This window comes from Pedobacter suwonensis (assembly GCF_900111825.1).
Lineage (GTDB): Bacteria > Bacteroidota > Bacteroidia > Sphingobacteriales > Sphingobacteriaceae > Pedobacter > Pedobacter suwonensis.
In genome coordinates this window covers 57,903-74,128 of the sequence record NZ_FOJM01000021.1, presented here as the reverse complement: position 1 = coordinate 74,128, position 16,226 = coordinate 57,903, and the positions used below count along the sequence as shown (strand labels likewise).

The following is a 16,226-nucleotide window of genomic DNA, read 5'->3' as shown; positions in this document are numbered from 1 at the left end:
ATTGATGTTGGTTTTTGGTTTCGGTAAATATAAAGCAAATATTTAAAGTTCAAAATACAATTTTAATACAATTTAAATCGTTCGCGTTTCCTCTTCCAAAAGTTGGTTGTTATAAAGCTCCTTATAACTGCCATTTAGGCTAAGTAATTCATTGTGTGTGCCTTGTTCAATGATTTTTCCGTTGTCCAGCACCAGAATCTTATCTGCATTTTTAATGGTCGAAATTCTGTGGGCAATTAAAATACTGGTTTTCCCGGCCATGATTTTACCCAGGTTTTGTAGTATTTCCTCCTCTGTTTTCGTATCGACAGCCGAAAGGCAATCGTCGAAAATGAGGATCTTAGGCGATTTAATCAAGGCTCTGGCGATAGATACACGCTGTTTTTGTCCTCCCGAAAGGGTTATTCCCCGCTCACCCAGCATCGTCTCGAATTTTTCTTCGAAATCAATAATATTGGTGTAAACCGAGGCATTTTTTGCGGCTGTATGTACTTCTTCATCCGTAACCGCATCTAAGCCAAAGGCAATATTGTTTTTTATGGTATCCGAAAAGAGAAAAACTTCCTGCGGTACAAAGCCAACCTGGCCGCGATAATCTTTAAGGTTTAGTGTTTTTATATTTTTTTTATCGATGTTTATTGCACCATTTTCTACATCATACATCCGCATCATCAGGTTCGCCAAAGTTGACTTTCCCGATCCCGTCTTGCCGATAATGGCTACAAATTCGCCGGCATTAACTTCAAAGCTCACATTTTTCAAAGCTTCAATGCCTGTATCCGGATAGGTAAAACTCACATTATCGAATCTGATATTACCCTTCAGCTCGATTTCTGCTGTTTCGTTAGATTGAATATCTGATGGGATGTCTAAAAACTCATTTATCCTTTTTTGCGATGCAGCAGCCCGCTGGATTAAAGAAGTAACCCAGCCCAGCATGGTTACGGGAAATGTTAATTGATTAATGTAAATGATAAATTCGGCAATGTTCCCTGCAGTAATGCTGCCGTTCATCACCTGTATACCACCTATATATATGGTTAAAATGGTGCTCAATCCTATTAACAGCAACATGGTAGGGTAAAATAAAGCCGATACTTTAACCAGGCTCATGGAGTCTTTTTTATAATCATTGCTCTGGATCTCAAACATGTTGCGGGTATAATCTTCTCGCACATATGATTTGATAATCCTGATTCCCGAGAAACGCTCTTGTACAAAACTGGAAAGATCTGATAAACGCTCCTGGATCTTCCCGCTTTTTTTAAAAATCAGGGTGTTTACGTAATAAATGATCACCACCAGAAAAGGCAGGGGCAATAAACAATAAATAGCCAGTTTGGAATTTACATCAAACATCGACCAGATAATGAGTACAGATAAAACAAATGTGTTAATTGTATACATAATTGCCGGTCCAACGTACATCCTTACCCGGTTCACATCCTCTGTTGCGCGATTCATCAAATCGCCGGTATTATTTCTGCGGTAAAAACCTAAGCTCAGCTCCTGGTAATGCTGATAAATATCATTCTTCATATCAAACTCTATATGCCGCGACATCAAGATAATGGTTTGGCGCATAAAGAAAAGGAACAGTCCCCGCAATAAATAAAGCGCAATAACCAGTAAACCAAAAAATAACAGGTTACTGCTAAAAATATTATAAATAATGGCCTGACGATCAAAACCAGCAAAAAGGTTAAACAGCTGAATGTTTTCGCTAATTAAATCAACTGCATAACCGATTACCTGTGCCGGTACTACACCGAAGATATTAGAAATCACCACAAAAATACTTCCGGGTATAATCCACCATTTGTATTTAAGAAAGTATTTGTTTAATCGGCTCAGATGTTTCATGTTCTACAAACTTAGATAAATTTGTTATTTCATACCACTTATTTGTCCATTCGAAATTGAGCTTTAATAATTAATGACATTTTGAGTGCAAATGCCGTTCGTTGTCCATCTGTTCTGTTTTTGAAATGTATGGTATGCCTTTCATAGCAACTATAGTTCTGCTGTTGATTTCAAGCCTGTTGAATGACTGGACTTTATATTATGTCAGTTACAGATCTTTTGTGTGCAGTTTTCGTGGTGTCGGATGTTTCCATCTGACACTGCTATATTTCTCCAGTCCCTCATTTTTCGTGGTGTTTGATGTTTCCATCTGGCACTGCAATATTTCTCCAGTCCCTCATTTTTCGCGGTGTCTGATGTTTCCATCTGGCACTGCAATATTTCTCCAGTGCCTCATTTAATTCAGCATGATCTTCAACCCGCTCAGATGGGAAAAATCAATCTGGATTAATAAAATCTATCTGCGCGATAGACCTGCTCAGCAATGATAATGATGTGGATAAATTCATGGATAGCAGAATAATAGACTTTTTAATAGGTTACAGATCTTTCGTACGCAAAGTGACGATTGGAAGGAGATTGCGGCCTTAACGAATAAATTTTGTCATAGTTTTCTTAAATACGTGTAATAATCGTTTTTTATTTTAATTTTGCAGCAGGTTATCCGAACGTTCATATGCCAGCAAATTCTCCGTCAGATTCATCAATTTTAGATCAATTAAGTGCTTACGGGCACAAAAAATTGGTTTTCTGTAATGATCCAGATACAGGTTTAAAAGCAATTATTGCTATACATGATACCACATTAGGCCCTGCTTTAGGTGGAACACGTATGTGGAGTTATAGCACGGAAAGCGAAGCATTGGAAGATGCATTGCGGTTATCCCGCGGAATGACCTATAAAGCTGCAATCACCGGTCTAAACCTGGGCGGCGGAAAAGGTGTGATTATTGGCGATTCCAGAAAAGACAAAACCGAAACTTTAATGCGTAGCTATGGCAGGTTTATCAAAAACCTGAATGGCGAATTTATTACCGCAGAAGAAATGGGTACCAATACTCGCGATATGGAATATATCCGTATGGAAACCAATTATGTTACAGGTGTTCCCGAATCGATCGGTGGCGCGGGTAATCCGGCTCCTTTTACTGCGCAAGGTGTTTATTTAGGTATTAAAGCGAGTGTTAAAGAGGTTTTTGGTACAGATATGCTTGCCGGAAGAACCATCGTAGTGCAAGGAATTGGAAATGTTGGTGAACACCTGGTTGCCTTATTAAGAAAAGAAAATGCTGAAGTTTTGATCAGCGATATTAACCAGGAACAACTAACTTATGTTGCCCGGAAGTATAAAGCAAAACCGATCGAGGCAGATAAAATTTTCACCACCGATGCCGATGTTTATGCGCCATGTGCAATGGGTGCTACTGTTAATAACAAAACCATCGAAAAAATGAAATTTGCAATTATTGCAGGTTCTGCTAATAACCAGTTAAAAGATGAGGTTCTGGATAGCGAATTACTCTTAAAAAAAGGGATTTTATTTGCGCCTGATTACCTGATTAACGCAGGTGGATTAATTTCCTGTTATTCGGAGTTAACGGGCTTCGGCAAAAAGCGTACCGTACAGCTTACTGAGAATATTTATGATGCTACACGCAGTGTAATCAAATTAAGTAAAGCAGAAAATATATCAACAAACATTGCCGCAAACCGGATTGCCGAGAAACGGATTGCAGATATTAAAAAAATTAAATCGTCATATTAAATCATAATTATTAAAACAGGTTTTAATAACCGCACTCGTTCTTACATTCATGTTAAACAGAAGGCACTTAAGAATCAAAGCTTTGCAAAATATTTTTGCTTGGCACATGGCAGACAAAAAAGACATTAAAGGAGATTTAAAAACTTTAATGCAAAGCATCGATAGCGTGTATGAAATGTACATCTGGATGCTATCTTTAATGGTAGAGGTTACAGAATTTACCGCTAACGACGCGGCAGAGCGCGCAAATAAGTTTATCAAAACAGCAGAGGATATCAATCCCAACATGAAATTGCTACACAATAAGTTTAGCGTTTTATTGCAGCAGAATCCTGAATATGCTTCCGCAATTAAAAAATATAAGGTTGATTGGGGGTTCGATCCTGAAATCCGTAAAACCGTTTACAATTCTTTAAAGGCGTCAAAAGAATATGCTGAGTATCTGGCCGATCCAAACGAAAGTTTAGAATCATCAAAAGACATCATTAAATATATTTTTCGTAAAATCATCTTGAAAAATCAGGCTATTATCCAGGTTTTTGAAGAGAAATTTATCAATTGGCAGGTAGATCATGAAGTGATGAAGGGGATGGTAGCCAAAACCTTGAAAAACTTTACATCCGAAGATCCTTTCAAAAACAAATTAACCGAAATTAGTGCCGATTGGGTTGAAGACAGCAAATTTGTTCAGGATTTATTTGTGCATACCCTACAGAATGATGCGAAATACCAGGAAATGATTGCTGATCGCACTAAAAACTGGGAATCGGAGCGTATTGCTTTGATGGACACGATCTTAATGAAAATGGCCATTTGCGAGCTGTTAAATTTTCCATCTATTCCGGTTAAAGTAACTATTAATGAGTACTTAGAGTTGTCAAAAGATTACAGTACACCGAAAAGTAATTCATTTATTAACGGTATTTTAGACAAAATTTTAGGCGATCTGAAGAAAAGCAATACCATTAAAAAGATCGGCCGCGGATTAATCGAAGATTAAAAATGAAAAGAACATTTATCCTGGCTATTGCTGCGCTTTCATTCGTAGCCTGTCGCAATGAAAATAATCAAACCAGCGAAACTGCTTCGGCTGTTTCGGTTGGCAATGACACTTCAAAAACAGCTAAAGTTGCCCCGGCAGATGCACCTGTTATCGTTTTCGAACGCGATATTTTTGATTTTGGTAAAATCACACAAGGTGAAAAAGTTAAACACGATTTCAAATTTAAAAATACAGGTAAGAGTCCGCTCATTGTTTCCAATGCAACGGCAACCTGTGGCTGCACCATTCCGCAGGTACCTGGCGAACCTATTTTACCAGGTAAAGAAGGTATCATCAGTGTAGTTTTCAATAGCGAAGGCAAAATGGGGATGCAGGATAAGGTGATAACGGTAACATCTAATGCGAAGCCAACCGTAAGTACCGTCCATCTGGTAGGAGAGGTGCTGGAAAAAAAATAAATCGGTTTGGTGGCTTGGGCATCATCCTTAACGATCAAAATTCATAATAAACAAATAAAAAAGAAATGATATCAACAGTAATATTACAAGCAGCAGGCGGAAGTAGCACATTAACTACAATTGTACCAATGGTACTGATCATGGTAGTTTTCTACTTTTTCATGATCCGTCCGCAGGTTAAAAAAGCTAAAGACCATAAAAAATTGGTTGAAGAATTGAAAAAGGGAGATAAAATTGTAACGACTGCTGGTATCCACGGCCGTATTGCAGATATGAATGAAACTACTTTTTTAATTGAGGTTGAAGGTGGTGTGAAGATCCGTTTCGATAAATCGGCAGTTTCATTAGATGCAACCAAAGCGGTGATTACGCCTAAAGCATAATAAACTAATAAAATTTAAGTGCAGTCCCGAAAACTTTCGGGACTGTTTTTGTTTTATTACATTTGATTAAATGCATTTTGGAAAATTATTTTTCCGGATCATAGTCCATATTTAATTTATTATGCCCTTCATTACATTAACGAAGATTGAAAAAAGACGTGTATTTAGCTTACTGGCCTGCCTGTTGCTGGCCATAGCCGCATGGCTTTTTATGGCATTAAATAATAAGTATGTTTATGTTGCTAAAACCGTATTGGTTTTTAAAAACAGTCCCACCAAAAGAGCATTTTATCCTTTACAGTCTGATACGATAGATTTACAGGTAGAAGGGACGGGCTGGCAGCTGCTTTTTGCCCGTTTAAGAATCAATCCACCTTCTGTTTCTGTTAGTTTGAGCCAGCTCAATACCAAAGATTTTATCGTTTTTTCCGATCAGCTTTTTAATATCAACAGGCAGTTGGAAAGTACGCAGAAAGTAATTTCAGTTAAGCCCGATACCCTTTATTTCGATTTTACCAAACGCGTAGTAAAAAAAGTTCCTGTAAAATTGATTGATAAATTAGGGTTTGCAAAACAATATGGCAGGTCAAGTGACGTGATCCTCAATCCAAAATATGTAAAGGTTGCCGGCCCCTTGGAAGAACTTTCTAAAATAACATTTTGGCCAACTGATACACTTAAACAGGATAAAATACAGAACAGTATTACCGCAAGGGTAGCTCTTCAGCACAGCATTCATAAAAACGTAAGTATTTACCCATCATCTGTTGAAGTTAAAGTGCCCGTTGATGAGTTTACGGAAAAGACCATTGAAGTGCCTTTAAAAATCATCAATAACCGGAGTTATAACAGCATTAAACTTTATCCTAAAAAAGTTAAGGTTACTTTTTTAGTTGCTTTGAGTAATTACGATCAGGTTGATGAAAGTTTTATTACTGCAACTGTTGATGTTGGTGAATGGAAGGATTTAGGGCATCGTCAGTTTACGGTGAAGATAACCGAATTTCCCGACTACTGTAAATTGGTTAGCGTAAAACCTTCAAAAATAGATTTCATTGTAGAGAAATAATGTATAAAGTAGGCATAACAGGTGGCATAGGCAGTGGCAAAACAACGGCCTGCAAGGTTTTTGAGATACTGGGCATTCCGGTATTTTACGCTGATGCGGTTGCTAAGGAGATCATGTGCAAAGATGTTTTGTTGGTTGCCGGAATCAAATCTGCTTTTGGTGAAGAAAGTTATTTTGCAGATGGAAAACTGAACAATAAACATATTGCCGGCATAGTTTTTAATAATGAAGAAGCGCTGGCAAAATTAAATGCGTTAGTTCATCCGGCCGTTTTTAGGGCATTTGATGCCTGGGAAGAGACCACACCAAAAACTGTTCCTTACACGCTTAAAGAGGCAGCTCTGCTTTTTGAAAGTGGTTCTTACAAGATGTGCGATGCCACTGTTCTGGTTACTGCACCATATGAAATGAAGCTAAAAAGGGTAATGCAGCGCGACAGTGTTTCGGCAGAACAGGTTAAAGCGCGCATGGACAAACAATTTAGTGACGAAGAGAAATCTAAACTAGCCGGACATTTTATTGTAAATGATGAACAACAATCCATCATCGGGCAGGTATTAACCTTGCATCAGCAGTTTCTAAAGGCTGCAGAAGCCCTTAAGCTTGCCAATGTATAACGATCTACTCCAATCATATCATTCTTAAATCCTTTCATTTCAATATGATTTTAGCAGATTTTATTACCATTACCCCAACGGGCTTATATTGTATTTACGGGGATTTTTATCTTGATCCACAGCAACCGGTTAAAGAAGCGGTTGTTTCGCATGCCCATGGCGATCATGCTATCGGTGGGAGCCAGAACGTGTACTGCACTGCTGCTACTGCGACTTTTATGAAACACCGGTACCGTAAATTTGCAGCGGTTGATTTTTTTACCAAAAATTATCACGAATCTTTTAAAATAAAGGATATTACCATCACTTTTTATTCTGCCGGACATATTTTAGGTTCGGCACAGGTATTAATGGAATATAACGGTGTAAAGTATCTGTATACTGGTGATTATAAAATTGAACCTGATGGTTCTTGCGCACCTTTTGAATTTGTAGAGGCTGATGTTTTAATTACAGAAAGCACCTTCGCCAATCCGGAAACCAAACATCCTTCTCCCATAGCAGAAATTAAAAAGCTCAACGAAACCCATTCGAATATCATGCTGGGTGCTTATGCCTTAGGTAAAAGCCAGCGGATAATCCAGTTGCTCAACCAGCATTGCCCTACAAAAAACATTATGGTTCACCATAGCATTATGCCTTTTGTTAAAATATATGAAGATTATGGCGTGAAAGTAGGGAATTACAAAATGTATGATAGGAAGGTGATGAAAAATAATCAGGAACATCAGGTTTACATTGTGCCGCCGATGGTGTTCCATAGTTACCATAAGGCCATTAATGTAGTCCGTGCCTTTGCGTCAGGATGGAAGAACCTGCAGCAGCGAAACGGAATATCACTTTATATTTCTGATCATGCCGATTGGGATGCGATTCTGGAAACCATAGAAAAAGTTAAACCCAGGCAGGTTTGGACTTTGCACGGTGATGGTAGGCAGCTTAAAGATTATTTTAAAGATAAACTGGAGCTTAAAATATTAAATTAATCAGCGTTCGTCATTCTGAACCTGTTTCGGCATCCTTAGCTATTAAATGAACACTCAATCATCATTATTCGCTCAATCATTCAAAATTCAATCATTCAATATTGGCTATGAAAGAAGGCGAAGACTTTTATTTCAATGAAAACGGACTAATGGTTTTTACAGAAGCCTACCATTTAAAACGTGGTTATTGCTGTAAAAATAAATGTAAACACTGCCCCTGGAGTTATGGGAAGAAAAAAGAGAAAAAGTAATCAGTTGGCGATTTGCAGTTTTCAATTGGCTGAAAATAGGCTAATTGGTACTGCATTTTTCTGAGTTCAATTGTTAAAACGGACAAAATAGTAGATGTCGCTTAGTGCCATGTCAAATCCCATTGAAACAAGGGTTAGTGTATCAGAAATCTCTTTGTATTCTCTTAACAGCCAATTTCTATTTTCATTAATGTGATACGATTGTACAAAAACAGATTCCGAATCAATCATGATGTATTCTTTTAAGGATGGAATATCTTTATACAGTTTGAATTTTTTATTCTTGTCGTAATTTTTGGTTGAAGGAGAAAGAATTTCAATAATCGCAGTTGGTAAAATGGAAGTGTCTTTATCAAAATTACTATGTGTTGAACCATTGCAATAAATGGAAATGTCCGGATAGGTAAACAAAGTGTTTTCCGGAATATTCATTCGTTTATCACTTCCGTAAGGTCTGCAGGGCTTGCCTTTAAGCTTGTTGCCTATTTCTCCAAAAACATTACTGAAAATCTCATTGTGATTCTCTCCGGCACCAGACATTGCAAAGATTTCTCCCTGGTAATACTCATGTTTCACTGTTGATGATTTTTCCATCTCCAGGTATTCTTCAATAGTATAATGCCTTTTTTGATAGGCTATGGCCGGTTCATTTACGATTTTATCCATATCTAAATTTACAGATGTTTTCCCGTAAAGATTGAATAAATAAACGATTTAAACGTTTAAAACGGCTTAAGGACTAACAGTTGAGTGGTCTAACCGATTAATCGCCAACCAAGAGCTTTAAACTGAGAATTGTAAACTGCCAATTGTAAACTGTTAACTGAAAACTGCTAACTGAAAACTGCTAACTGAAAACTGCTAACTGAAAACTGCTAACTGAAAACTGCTAACTGAAAACTGCCAACTGCCAACTGAATTAGTGTCCGGCAAAGAAACCGATTAATGCTACGCCAATTCCTAACAAAACAGCAATCATTTTGCGGGTGTTGATTTTATGATCAGCGCTTGATTCAAACAGGATCGTAGTAGAAATGTGTAAGAAAATACCAATTACAATCCCCATAATTTTATTAAAATAAGCATCAATGCCCCCAATAGTGCCGTTGCTTAAACCAACACTTACATAAAAGCCCAGTGGAGCCATAATGGCAAACACAATGAGGTAAAAAATAATACTGCTTTTTTTGAAATGATTCTGCATCAATATGCTTGCCAATGCAAAGGCAGCAGGAATATGATGTAGCGAAATCCCAAAAATCAATTCGTTGTGCTGTTCTTTGGCCAAGGGCATACCCTCTAAAAAGGCATGTAAACACAAGCTGATCATCACCCCAAACGGAAATACATGCCCATCGTGTTGTTTATGGATATGGCCATGCTCTACACCTTCTGAAAACTGTTCTAAGAAAATTTGTAATAAAAAACCGATAAGAATAAAAATGCCAATCTGCCCTTTGTCTGGTCCGCTGTAGGCATCAGGAATTAAATGTAAAACGGTTATGGCAAATAAATAGGCGCCGCTGAAAGATAAAATCAGCTTGAGCAATTTAGATTTATCACTTTTAACCAAAAAGATAGCCGTTCCGCCTAAAAAGGCACAGAAAAAGAGTACGCAGAGTTTCCAGATTTCCATAGGTTAAAAATCAGGTTGTAATTTTTTAAATATTCTTGAACAGATCACGCCTATTACTATTCCTAATAAAGCGCCGGTAGTTACATCAACGGGGTAATGGACGCCAACATATACCTGTGCAAAGCTGATGATAAATGCCCAGAACAAACCAATGGGTAGGATCGGTTTCCATCTGCTGTAAAAAATGCAGATCAAAAAAACAGCTATAGCAAAATGATTGGTAGCGTGTGCCGAAGGAAAACTCAAACCACTTCCGCAGGGTACACGATGGATGATATCATTAGCCAAACTTAAATCATTGCAAGGCCTCACGCGTGATATCCAGGGTTTTAAAAGCCTGGAGGCGATTAAATCGCCCATGGCGAAAGTAAAAAGCACCATGCCTATGATATAATAGCCTTGTTTTTTATACTGCCTGATGCAAAAAATAACAATAAACAGGTAAAGCGGCGACCAAAAGAAACGGTTGCGCATAAGGGGCATCAGCCAATCAAAAAAGCCGTTTGAAAGTCCGCGGTGAATTTTCAAAAACAATTCTACATCAAATTGCTGTATGCTTTCGATCATGCTTTTTTACAGATTAAAATTAACCGGTCTGAATTAGTTTTGTCAAAATCAGCTAAGTCGTAATTGCCAAAGGTTTTCTGGATAACCATTCCCGCTTTTCCCAGCATGCGTTCAAAATCTTCAAAACTAAATGCCTGTACCCGCTCTTCGAAATGATATACCCTTTGTTGATCTTCGAAATCGATCTTTTTAATGATTTTCCCATCAACAACACTTTTGGTGATTTGAAAAGTGATGCCGTCCAGTGATTTCGTTTCGCAGGAATTTAAATTCCGGATGATCTTCTCGGTATTGAAATAATCCAGCACCAGAATCCCCTCAGCAGTTAAACATTTGCGGAAAGTTTTAAGTGCATTTACGTGTTCTTTTTCTGTATCAAAATAACCAAAACTGGTAAACAGATTTAAAGCGACATCAAAATAATTGATGTAAAACAGCCTCCGCATATCATGCACCAGAAAGTGTAATTTGCTGTTCTCAAATTGCTTTGCGTATTTTATACTCTGTTCAGATAAATCAATACCTGTAACATCAAAGCCTTTTTTATTCAGGTAAATAGAATGCCGGCCTTTTCCGCAGGCAATATCAAGCATTTTGGCATCAGCTTCAGGATTTAAAAAAGAGGTAAGCTTATCAATAAAAAATTCGGCCTCAGCATCATTTCTTTGTTGGTAAAGAATATGATAATATGGCGAATTGAACCAATATTGAAACCACTTGCGCTGCATATAAAAGCTGTTTGTATCTTTAAAAAGATGCAAATATAAGGTTTTACAATCGCTAGTAAAGTTAGAATGTGCTTTTATGCAATAATGTTGCAAAAATATTATTGGGTTGATTTTTTATATCAAGTAATTCAACCTCTTATGTAAGCACCTGAAAAGATCCACTGTAAGGAATTTAGTTACACGCCATTTTATTGTGAAGCGCTACACTGCTCTATTAAATTGACCGCGTAGGTAGACATAAGGGCTACATAAATTCAGGTATATAGCCAGGTTTAAATAGTAGCTATCTTGTTTTTTTTCTTATTTTTGGAGCCTCTAATAAATTATAAGAAGTGACTCTAATAAAATCGATTTCAGGAATACGGGGAACCATTGGTGGAAGGGCAGGAGCGGGCTTAACTCCATTTGATATTGTAAAATTTACAGCTGCCTTTGGTAGCTGGGTGGTAAATAAAACCGGCAATAAAAGGATTGTTTTAGGCCGCGATGCGAGGATTTCCGGCGAGATGGTCAACAACCTGGTTATTGGAACCTTGCAAGGCCTTGGTATTGAAGTAATCGATTTAGGCTTATCAACCACGCCAACTGTTGAGGTGGCTGTTCCTGATGAAAATGCAGGAGGTGGGATTATTTTAACTGCTAGCCATAACCCTAAGCAATGGAATGCCCTGAAATTACTAAATGACAGTGGGGAGTTTATTAGCGATGCTGATGGAAAAGAAGTTTTAGATTTAGCAGAAAGTGCTGATTTTGATTTTGCCGAGGTAGATAAGCTAGGGAAAGTGATTAAAAATGATACTTACCTGCAAAAACACATCGATAAAGTTTTGGCTTTGCCATTGGTTGATGTTGAAGCAATAAAAAAGGCTGATTTTAAAGTGGTAATTGATTGTGTAAATTCTACAGGCGGTATTTTTATCCCGGCATTATTAAAAGCCTTGGGCGTAAGTAAGGTGGTAGAATTGTACTGCACGCCAGACGGACACTTCCCGCACAATCCTGAACCTTTACCAGAAAACTTAACTGAAATATCGAAAGAAGTACAGAAACAGCATGCTGATTTAGGCATTGTAGTAGATCCTGATGTTGATCGGTTATGTTTTGTGAATGAAGATGGCAGCATGTTTGGCGAAGAGTATACCTTGGTAGCCGTAGCTGATTATGTATTAAAAAATACGCCTGGAAATACCGTTTCAAATCTTTCATCAACCCGTGCCTTACGCGATGTAACCGAAAAAGCAGGATCATCATATCATGCTTCGGCTGTAGGTGAGGTAAACGTGGTTAACAGAATGAAAGCTACCCAAGCCATTATTGGCGGTGAAGGAAACGGAGGGATTATTTATCCCGAATCGCACTATGGACGGGATGCCTTGGTGGGAATTGCCTTGTTTTTAACGCATTTAGCTAAATTTGGTAAATCTATTTCGGTACTCAGGGCCAGCTATCCGCAATACCATATCTCTAAAAATAAGATTACCCTTACACCTGAAATGGATATCGATTATTTATTAAAGCAGGTAGAAGAGAAGTATAAAAATCAACCTTACAGCACAATTGATGGTTTGAAGATCGAATTTGATAAAACTTGGGTACATTTGCGCCGCTCTAATACCGAACCGATCATCAGGATTTATAGTGAGGCAGAAAATGAAACCATTGCCGAAAATTTGGCAAACAAAATTATCTCTGATATTAAAGAAATATTACACCTTTAATCTCTAATACGGATTCTGGGATCAGGCATACCTGTTCAGGATTTAATAAAACGATTAAATCCTGAACATTTAAACAGGGCGGACCTTAACCAGGCAGCTTTGCAACACTAACTTTTTAAATATTCATAAAATGAAAAGGGTCTATTTAGATAATGCGGCCACAACGCCATTAGATCAGGCGGTAATCGCGGAGATGACAAACGTGATGGAAAACTATTTTGGTAATCCGTCTGCCATTCATGCACTTGGCCGCGAGGTGAGAACATTGGTTGAGAAGGCCCGTAAAACTGTTGCCGGTCTTTTAAATGCGTCTCCATCTGAAATATTTTTTACATCCGGTGGCACGGAGGCAGATAATACCGCTATCCGCTGCGGCATTTCAGCCTATGGTATTAAACATGCCATCACTTCGAAAATAGAACACCACGCCGTTGAGCATACTTTAAATACAATGCTCAAAAATGGCGAAATTGATAAGTTAAGTTTCGTCAATATCGACGAGAAAGGCAATATAGATTACAACCATTTAGAAGAATTGCTTCAAAATAACGAACGTACTTTCGTTTCGTTAATGCATGCCAATAATGAGTTAGGCACGCTAACAGATATGGTGAAAGTTGGCGATATCTGCGAAAAATACAATGCCATTTACCATGCCGATACTGTTCAAACCATGGGGCACTATCCACATAATGTACGCGAGCTTAAAGCGCATTTTATCGTATGCGCTGCGCATAAACTCCACGGACCTAAAGGTGTTGGCTTTTTATATGTAAATAGCAATATTAAAATTCCGCCTATGATTTATGGTGGCGCACAAGAGCGCAATATGCGTGGTGGTACCGAAAATGTATATGGCATTGTAGGCTTAGCGAAGGCCCTGGAAATTGCCTATGCGGAGATGGATGAGCATCAATCTTATATTCAGGGCTTAAAAGATTATCTGAAAACACAACTAATTGCCGAAATCCCGGGGATTGCTTTTAATGGAGAAACGGATGCCGATAAAAGTCTTTATACCGTGCTGAACGTTTCGTTCCCGGAAATGGATATGGCAGATATGTTATTGTTCAATTTGGATATCAACGGTATCTGCGCTTCCGGGGGTAGTGCCTGTTCATCGGGTTCAAATATAGGCTCACATGTGCTAAATGGTATTAAGGCCGATCCGAATCGTCCTTCAGTACGTTTTTCATTCAGTAAATACACCACTAAAGAAGATTTGGATTACGTAATCGAAAAAGTTAAAATGGTAGTGAAGCAGAATGCTTTAGCTTAAAATACTATTCCCTGGCTGGTGACGCACCAGCCATAATATTTATCACATTTCTAAGGTTGGTGGTTCACCAACCATAAAATATTCGTGTTTAGTGGGCCAGTAAATATGAAGATTAGAATATATCTCTGTAATCGGTTAGTATATTAAAATCATCTACGCCAGTTTTGTAAAACCTTGAAGAAGACCAATAATAATCTTCAGTGTTTTGCGCCAAACACCATCTCGCTTGTAATGGGTTATGATGGATATAATTTAGCTTTTGCTCCAATATATTGAGATCTAACATATTGATTGCAAGGGGATCACGTTGCCATATCCGATATTTACGATCAGATTCTGTTACCTCGAAAAGTCTTAAAAAATTAGGATTGTTGACCATAAGGTCTTTTCTTAATTCGTGGGAGGTATCCTTCAAAAAACTAACATTCGGTTTTTCTTTACCGTTTGGTTTTAAAATTTTTAAAATCAAATGGATATGGTTTGGCATAATTACAAAGCCATACACCTCTATAAAATTATTTACAAGCAATTAGTTTTAAAGAATTTAAAACTAATTGCTTGTAATTTAGTGGTTCTAACAAGTTCAACCAATCCTTAATCGTGCAAGTCCAAAAGTAAGTTTCATTATAGTCAATGAATGATTTTCTTCTATCTTTAAAAATATCGGAATTCATGTGATTATATTTTTATCAAGATAATAATAAATTGTTTGATTCTCATTTGGTGAGTTTCATATTGTGTTTGGTGAGTCGCCAAACATTGAAAGCGCGCCCATCAACCCCAAATAGTATTCCTTGCCGTGCCACTAAACCTGATCGGAACGAACACGTAGCACGGCGTAGTAAAGTGGAGAGCAGGACTGTGTTGAGCTAAGTATTATTGCCATTGCCTTCCAAAAAAAATGATTTAGGAAAAACTAAGATTAAATACATCTGCGCACAAAAATTAACTTGCAAAACCCGAAAAATAAACTTATATTTAATCAAACGTATGGCAATCCACGCCATTTAACCTATTGTTGCGTCACGAAACCTTATCAGATTCCCATGGTATAAGGTTAAGCAAATTTTAAAAAAGCTTTTAATCATTATTAAAATTGTTAACCCTGAAAGCCTGCAAGGTTTTCAATAAATTTATGTCAACATGGAAACGAACTACAACACTCAAAATCAGGAAAACGCTAAATTGGAAGAAAAATCAAATGAAGAAAGAAAACACATTTACAGGTTTATCTTCAGTCCGTTTTCATTTGAGTCCTCAAACCATTTTAATAAAATCCATAAAAGGAAGTTTCATTCATTCGGTTGCATTCATGAGTTAGGGAAATTGCCCGGGGCAATGTTGTAAAACGTAACAGGAGACGTTGGATGAGGTAGTAAAGTTCTACGCCTAACAGTCATTTCGAGCGGAGTGCAACGGAGCCGAGAGCCACGGAGTGTTAGCGCAGCTAAATCTGCATAGACAAGTCTCTCCATTTCACTGCGTTTCAGTCGGGATGACCACAGTTATTAATAGCATTTTATAGAAATCAAGTATCTTATTCATGGCTCACCAACAATAATATCGATCAAATCCCATTCCCGCGAGGATTAATAAAAACAATCTCATTTTTTGCTTGTTCCTATAGTACATCAATTTACAATTACTATGGAAACGAATAAAGAACAAGGTAAAGTTGTTGAGAACGATTTACTGGATAAAACTGTAGAAGATATTAAAGAAGATAGAACTTTAGATGAGAATAAATCATCAAAAGTAACTACCAATCTGTTTAACAAAGATAAAGACAGGAAGAATAATTCATTCGGTCCCGGACATGAACCGGGTACTACGCCAGGTGCAGGTATATAATTTGCTATTTTGGCATGTAAATCATTAAATTTAAACCACAGCATTTGCTGTG

17 protein-coding genes are annotated in these 16,226 nt (G+C 37.6%); 11 read left to right on the top strand and 6 right to left on the bottom strand.

Annotated elements, in window-relative coordinates; genetic code table 11:
• Positions 1 to 72 precede the first annotated feature (72 nt).
• Positions 73 to 1,863, bottom strand: a complete 1,791-nt coding sequence (locus BM107_RS22520; protein WP_090987562.1) for an ABC transporter ATP-binding protein — start codon at positions 1,861 to 1,863, stop codon at positions 73 to 75.
• Positions 1,864 to 2,539: 676 nt separating this feature from the next.
• On the opposite strand from BM107_RS22520, the gene BM107_RS22515 reads away from it, so the two are divergent.
• The 8 genes from BM107_RS22515 to BM107_RS24825 all read left to right on the top strand — a co-directional run bounded on the left by BM107_RS22515 (position 2,540) and on the right by BM107_RS24825 (position 8,395).
• Positions 2,540 to 3,628, top strand: a complete 1,089-nt coding sequence (locus BM107_RS22515; protein ID WP_090987560.1) for a Glu/Leu/Phe/Val family dehydrogenase — start codon at positions 2,540 to 2,542, stop codon at positions 3,626 to 3,628.
• 49 nt (positions 3,629 to 3,677) lie between these two features.
• Positions 3,678 to 4,628 (top strand): transcription antitermination factor NusB, encoded by a 951-nt coding sequence (gene nusB, locus BM107_RS22510; protein WP_090987558.1) that lies wholly within the window; start codon positions 3,678 to 3,680, stop codon positions 4,626 to 4,628.
• Between the two features lie 2 nt (positions 4,629 to 4,630).
• Positions 4,631 to 5,089, top strand: coding sequence for a DUF1573 domain-containing protein (locus BM107_RS22505; protein ID WP_090987557.1), 459 nt, complete (start codon positions 4,631 to 4,633; stop codon positions 5,087 to 5,089).
• Positions 5,090 to 5,154: 65 nt separating this feature from the next.
• Positions 5,155 to 5,472, top strand: coding sequence for a preprotein translocase subunit YajC (gene yajC / locus BM107_RS22500; protein ID WP_090987555.1), 318 nt, complete (start codon positions 5,155 to 5,157; stop codon positions 5,470 to 5,472).
• A gap of 121 nt (positions 5,473 to 5,593) precedes the next feature.
• Positions 5,594 to 6,541, top strand: coding sequence for a YbbR-like domain-containing protein (locus BM107_RS22495; protein WP_244278890.1), 948 nt, complete (start codon positions 5,594 to 5,596; stop codon positions 6,539 to 6,541).
• Positions 6,541 to 7,158: a dephospho-CoA kinase gene (gene coaE / locus BM107_RS22490; RefSeq protein WP_090987554.1), complete on the top strand. Its 618-nt coding sequence runs from the start codon at positions 6,541 to 6,543 to the stop codon at positions 7,156 to 7,158. Before BM107_RS22495 ends, coaE begins: the two co-directional genes overlap by 1 nt.
• 44 nt (positions 7,159 to 7,202) lie before the next feature.
• Complete coding sequence (locus tag BM107_RS22485) at positions 7,203 to 8,144, top strand: exonuclease (RefSeq protein ID WP_090987551.1); 942 nt, start codon at positions 7,203 to 7,205, stop codon at positions 8,142 to 8,144.
• Between the two features lie 107 nt (positions 8,145 to 8,251).
• Positions 8,252 to 8,395 carry a C1orf53 family protein gene (locus tag BM107_RS24825; RefSeq protein WP_159435302.1) on the top strand — a complete coding sequence of 48 codons (144 nt, stop codon included), beginning with the start codon at positions 8,252 to 8,254 and terminating at the stop codon, positions 8,393 to 8,395.
• Positions 8,396 to 8,461: 66 nt separating this feature from the next.
• Here BM107_RS24825 and BM107_RS22480 read toward each other — a convergent pair whose 3' ends face one another.
• From BM107_RS22480 to BM107_RS22465, 4 genes are all read right to left on the bottom strand, one after another.
• Positions 8,462 to 9,061 (bottom strand): Uma2 family endonuclease, encoded by a 600-nt coding sequence (locus tag BM107_RS22480; RefSeq protein ID WP_090987549.1) that lies wholly within the window; start codon positions 9,059 to 9,061, stop codon positions 8,462 to 8,464.
• A 253-nt stretch (positions 9,062 to 9,314) separates the two neighbouring features.
• Positions 9,315 to 10,031: a ZIP family metal transporter gene (locus BM107_RS22475; protein ID WP_090987547.1), complete on the bottom strand. Its 717-nt coding sequence runs from the start codon at positions 10,029 to 10,031 to the stop codon at positions 9,315 to 9,317.
• Positions 10,032 to 10,034: 3 nt separating this feature from the next.
• The gene (locus BM107_RS22470; protein WP_090987545.1) at positions 10,035 to 10,598 is read right to left on the bottom strand and encodes a phosphatase PAP2 family protein; all 564 of its coding nucleotides are present in this window, start codon (positions 10,596 to 10,598) and stop codon (positions 10,035 to 10,037) included.
• A complete protein-coding gene (locus BM107_RS22465) occupies positions 10,595 to 11,326 on the bottom strand; it encodes a class I SAM-dependent methyltransferase (RefSeq protein ID WP_090987543.1) in 732 nt (243 codons plus the stop codon). Before BM107_RS22465 ends, BM107_RS22470 begins: the two co-directional genes overlap by 4 nt.
• Before the next feature lie 332 nt (positions 11,327 to 11,658).
• Here BM107_RS22465 and glmM point away from each other — a divergent pair, with 332 nt between their 5' ends.
• Together glmM and BM107_RS22455 are read left to right on the top strand one after the other, a co-directional pair.
• A complete protein-coding gene (gene glmM, locus BM107_RS22460; RefSeq protein ID WP_090987541.1) occupies positions 11,659 to 13,044 on the top strand; it encodes a phosphoglucosamine mutase in 1,386 nt (461 codons plus the stop codon).
• 130 nt (positions 13,045 to 13,174) lie between these two features.
• The gene (locus BM107_RS22455) at positions 13,175 to 14,323 is read left to right on the top strand and encodes a cysteine desulfurase family protein (protein ID WP_090987539.1); all 1,149 of its coding nucleotides are present in this window, start codon (positions 13,175 to 13,177) and stop codon (positions 14,321 to 14,323) included.
• A gap of 112 nt (positions 14,324 to 14,435) precedes the next feature.
• On the opposite strand, the gene BM107_RS22450 is transcribed toward BM107_RS22455, so the two are convergent.
• Complete coding sequence (locus tag BM107_RS22450) at positions 14,436 to 14,852, bottom strand: transposase (RefSeq protein WP_208864444.1); 417 nt, start codon at positions 14,850 to 14,852, stop codon at positions 14,436 to 14,438.
• 1,118 nt (positions 14,853 to 15,970) lie between these two features.
• On the opposite strand from BM107_RS22450, the gene BM107_RS22440 reads away from it, so the two are divergent.
• A complete protein-coding gene (locus tag BM107_RS22440) occupies positions 15,971 to 16,174 on the top strand; it encodes a hypothetical protein (protein WP_090987535.1) in 204 nt (67 codons plus the stop codon).
• Positions 16,175 to 16,226: the final 52 nt, after the last annotated feature.

Bases quoted from the DNA above. Each gene is read 5' to 3' on its own strand.
- BM107_RS22520 (WP_090987562.1), bottom strand. From the start codon at position 1,863: ATGAAACATCTGAGCCGATTAAACAAATACTTTCTTAAATACAAATGG.
- BM107_RS22515 (WP_090987560.1), top strand. From the start codon at position 2,540: ATGCCAGCAAATTCTCCGTCAGATTCATCAATTTTAGATCAATTAAGT.
- nusB (WP_090987558.1), top strand. From the start codon at position 3,678: ATGTTAAACAGAAGGCACTTAAGAATCAAAGCTTTGCAAAATATTTTT.
- BM107_RS22505 (WP_090987557.1), top strand. From the start codon at position 4,631: ATGAAAAGAACATTTATCCTGGCTATTGCTGCGCTTTCATTCGTAGCC.
- yajC (WP_090987555.1), top strand. From the start codon at position 5,155: ATGATATCAACAGTAATATTACAAGCAGCAGGCGGAAGTAGCACATTA.
- BM107_RS22495 (WP_244278890.1), top strand. From the start codon at position 5,594: ATGCCCTTCATTACATTAACGAAGATTGAAAAAAGACGTGTATTTAGC.
- coaE (WP_090987554.1), top strand. From the start codon at position 6,541: ATGTATAAAGTAGGCATAACAGGTGGCATAGGCAGTGGCAAAACAACG.
- BM107_RS22485 (WP_090987551.1), top strand. From the start codon at position 7,203: ATGATTTTAGCAGATTTTATTACCATTACCCCAACGGGCTTATATTGT.
- BM107_RS24825 (WP_159435302.1), top strand. From the start codon at position 8,252: ATGAAAGAAGGCGAAGACTTTTATTTCAATGAAAACGGACTAATGGTT.
- BM107_RS22480 (WP_090987549.1), bottom strand. From the start codon at position 9,061: ATGGATAAAATCGTAAATGAACCGGCCATAGCCTATCAAAAAAGGCAT.
- BM107_RS22475 (WP_090987547.1), bottom strand. From the start codon at position 10,031: ATGGAAATCTGGAAACTCTGCGTACTCTTTTTCTGTGCCTTTTTAGGC.
- BM107_RS22470 (WP_090987545.1), bottom strand. From the start codon at position 10,598: ATGATCGAAAGCATACAGCAATTTGATGTAGAATTGTTTTTGAAAATT.
- BM107_RS22465 (WP_090987543.1), bottom strand. From the start codon at position 11,326: ATGCAGCGCAAGTGGTTTCAATATTGGTTCAATTCGCCATATTATCAT.
- BM107_RS22455 (WP_090987539.1), top strand. From the start codon at position 13,175: ATGAAAAGGGTCTATTTAGATAATGCGGCCACAACGCCATTAGATCAG.
- BM107_RS22440 (WP_090987535.1), top strand. From the start codon at position 15,971: ATGGAAACGAATAAAGAACAAGGTAAAGTTGTTGAGAACGATTTACTG.